4 protein-coding genes are annotated in these 3,450 nt (G+C 63.0%); 1 reads left to right on the forward strand and 3 read right to left on the reverse strand.

From position 1 onward, the window contains the following. On the forward strand, nucleotides 1-1,574 hold a 1,574-nt coding region (locus tag HMPREF1546_RS12410), incomplete at its 5' end, for an LTA synthase family protein (protein ID WP_021751995.1). An 89-nt stretch (nucleotides 1,575-1,663) separates the two neighbouring features. On the opposite strand, the gene msrA is transcribed toward HMPREF1546_RS12410, so the two are convergent. The 3 genes from msrA to HMPREF1546_RS12425 form a co-directional block, all read right to left on the reverse strand. Next, nucleotides 1,664-2,242, reverse strand: a complete 579-nt coding sequence (gene msrA / locus HMPREF1546_RS12415; protein WP_021751157.1) for a peptide-methionine (S)-S-oxide reductase MsrA — start codon at nucleotides 2,240-2,242, stop codon at nucleotides 1,664-1,666. Beyond that, nucleotides 2,242-2,547, reverse strand: a complete 306-nt coding sequence (locus HMPREF1546_RS12420) for a hypothetical protein (RefSeq protein ID WP_021751158.1) — start codon at nucleotides 2,545-2,547, stop codon at nucleotides 2,242-2,244. The genes msrA and HMPREF1546_RS12420 overlap by 1 nt, the downstream gene beginning before the upstream one ends. After that, nucleotides 2,532-3,450 (reverse strand): DHHA1 domain-containing protein (locus HMPREF1546_RS12425; protein WP_021751996.1); only part of this gene is annotated, 919 nt, incomplete at its 5' end. The genes HMPREF1546_RS12425 and HMPREF1546_RS12420, both read right to left, overlap by 16 nt.

Below are 3,450 nucleotides of genomic sequence, written 5' to 3' on the forward strand. Positions count from 1 at the left end.
CCCCGCCGGTGGATTTCTGGATGGCGATGATCGCCCTGGGGATGTGTGTGGGGATTCTGATTCTGGTGCGGCGGCTGACGCTGCTCACCGGGCGGTGCCGCTTTGTCACTTTTTCCGTTGCCCTGGCCCTGACCATTGGGCTGTTTTCCACACAGGGAGCCCAGGCGGCGGGGGCGGTTTTTCAGGTGGATGTGAACACCCGCCTGGCTGCGGCCAACAGCCACGACACCTACGGTTTGACGCTGAGTCTCTGGCGGGACTGCTTTCTTCAGGCCAAGAAGAGCCCGGAGGGATACAGCGAAGCCTACATGGAGCAGGTCCTGGCCCGGATCGACGAGATCCTGACAGAGGACAGCGCCGACGCCCCCGCAGCGGCGGTGCAGCCCAACATCATCGTGGCCCAGTCGGAGTCCTTCTACGATCTGACCCGGCTGCCGGGCCTTCAGTATGAACGGGATCCCCTGGAGAACTTCCATGCCCTGGAGAGCGAGGGCATCAGCGGCACATTCCACAGCCACTATCTGGGCTACGGCACCGGCTATCTGGAGATGTCCATGCTGTACGGCATTACGGAGCTGGACTTCGGTGCTGGGACGAACATCTGCTTCCTGGAGGATGACGCCTATGAGAAATTTGACGCCCTGCCGGAGCAGTATACCAAGAGCGGCTACCGGGCGGAGATGCTCCATGGGTATAACGACAGCCTGTATAATCGAACGGTGACCTATCCCAGGCTGGGCTTTTCCGACCTTCTGTTCTCCGCAGATATCCAGGCTCTGGACTTTCCCTGGGAGGGGGGCATCTACGGCGGGTATTACATGCGGGACAGTTACTTCTTCCAGGCCATGCTGGACCGGATGGAGGACATCAACAGCAGCGGGGAGCGGGCGTTTCTCTACGGCATCACCATGGAGAACCACCAGCCCTTTGACCCGGAGAAATTCAACTATGAGTGTCAGATCGGCGTCACCAGCGAAAGCCTCGGCGAGGAGGATATGGCCATCGTCCGGGTCATGCTGGAGGGCATCACCCGGGCGGATCAGGCCCTGGGAGATCTGACAGACGCCCTGCGGGAGAGCGAGGAGCCTACCATCGTGGTGTTCTTCGGGGATCACAGGCCCAATCTGTTCATGACGGACGGGGACACAGTGTACACAAAGTTGGGCCTCTGCCCGGATAACGACACGGTAGGCTGGACCCCGGAGGAGATCAGCGACCTGTATTCCACGGACTATCTGATCTGGGCCAATGATGCGGCCTTGCTCCAGGGGCAGGCAGGCACCCGGCGGGACAGCAGCATCACCGCCATTGGCCCCCAGCTGCTGGAGCTGACCGGTCAGCCGGTCACCCGGTACTGGGCGCTGCTGGAGAAGGTGAGCCAGGTGTGTCTCACCAACACGGAGCTGTACTTTGTGGATGGCACGGGGACGCCCAGCGCCGGCGTGGAGGAGGCGGCTCTCTCCGACGAGGCCCGGGAGCTGCTGCAGCTGCGGGAGGATGTGCTGTACGACGCCATGTACGGCCAACAGTATATCACTGCAGAGATGAACGAGCCGTCCAGTGACGGAAGCTGAATCAAAGAGAGCGCCGCAGGCATCCGCCTGCGGCGCTTTTATTTACACAAATATGGTCAGCCTGTGGAAAACAGAGTTTCCCCCGCCCGTCAGAAAGACACTTCTCCGGCTTCTTTCCAGGTCTGCAGCAGCTCTTTTGCGGGACGGGTATAGGTCTTTGTGGAAAAGGGGAAGTCCGGCAGGGCGGCCAGTTTCCAGGGGGCCACGTGGCAGTAGCCCCGTGGGTGCTTTTCCAGATACCGCTGATGGAATTCTTCCGCTGGATAGAAACATGCCAGGGCCTTCAGCTCCACGGCGAAGAAGGGAACGGCCGCGGCCTCCAGGGCAGCGATGGAGCGGATGATGCCCTCGTCCGCCGGGTCCATCCAGTATACGCCGGTCTGGTACTGGCTGCCCACGTCCGGTCCCTGACGGTTGGGAGTCTCCGGGTCGATGGCGGCAAAAAAGACAAAGAGCAGGTGGGGCAGGGAGACAGTCCCGTCTTCATACGCCACTTGCACCGCCTCCCGGAAGCCGGTGCGGCCGGTGCAGACATCGTCATAGTTGGCGTGATCTGCCGTGTCTCCGTTGGCATAGCCGGCGGTGACATCCAGTACGCCGGGCAGGCGGCGATACAGGGCCTCCATGCCCCAGAAGCAGCCCCCGGCAAAACAAATGCTTCTTCTCATCAGGCAAACATCCCCATAAAGCCGTCCGGCCGCTCCTGGGCCTGTCCCCAGATCTCCCAAAACGCGGCCGGAGTGATGGCGCGGGCGGTGACTTCCCCGGGGCGGTTCAGCGTCCGCAGGTCCTCCGGGTAGGGGGCAGGGGAGAGAGCCTCCTCCCGGCCGTAGTCGCCGCCGTAGGCAAAGCAGAGGCCATTGGGGTAGAATTCCACCCGCCGGACCTCCCGGCGCCCGCTGTCCAGTTCCGCGTAGATGAACCGGGGCTCGTCCTCTTCCTCAAGATTCTGTTCGATCAGCACGTAGGACATTCAATCCCCTCCTTGCGGAAAAAGTCACAGATGGCGGTCCGGTCCGCCTGCACGCTGCCTTGGGCAAAGCCGTTCCGCCCGCCACCCCGGCCGGAAAGAGCGGCGTTCAGCCGCTTCACCAGGGGAGAGATGTCCGCCCTATCGGCCTGGACAAGGGCATAGACGTAGGAGGACTCCGCTCCCGCGAACACCGCCGCCAGACCGCCGGAGGCCTTTGCGGCTGCGTCTGCCAGCTTTCTGGCTCCGTCCGGCCGCGTGGGGGGCTCCAAAAGCAGCAGATCTCCCCGGTCTGTCAGGGCCTGGGCCCGGAGGGAGAAGAGCTGATCCTCCAGCTCCGTCATCCGCTGCTTGGCGGCGGCCAGCTCCTCCGCCTGCCGTTCTGCGGCGGCCAGGGTGTCCTGGGGTTTTACAGACAGCAACTGGGCCACGGCGCGGTCCTGGTCGTATACCTGGGAGAGATACCGGTAAGCCCGCGATCCGCAGAGAATCTCCAGCCGCACCCCCTCCCGAAACTTTTGGCAGGAGAGGATCTTGATAATCCCCACCTCACCGGCCCGGCGCACGTGGGTGCCGCAGCAGGCGCAGCAGTCCGCCCCGGGGAAGGCCACGATCCGCACCTGGCCGGTAAGCGCTTTCTTGCTGCGGTAGTTCAGACGGGCCAGCGTATCCGGCGCGGGGAAGGTGATGTCCACCGGAGTATCCTGCCAGATCACCTCATTGGCGGCCTTTTCCGCGGCCATGACCTGTTCCCAGGTCAGCTCGGCATTGTAGTCGATGGTCACCGTGTCGGCCCCCAGGTGGAAACCCACGTTGTCACAGTGGTACAGCGAGCACAGCAGGCCGGAGAGAATGTGCTCCCCGGAGTGCTGCTGCATGTGGTCGAACCGGCGGGGCCAGTCAACG

This window comes from Oscillibacter sp. KLE 1745 (assembly GCF_000469445.2).
Taxonomy (GTDB): Bacteria; Bacillota; Clostridia; order Oscillospirales; family Oscillospiraceae; genus Oscillibacter; species Oscillibacter welbionis.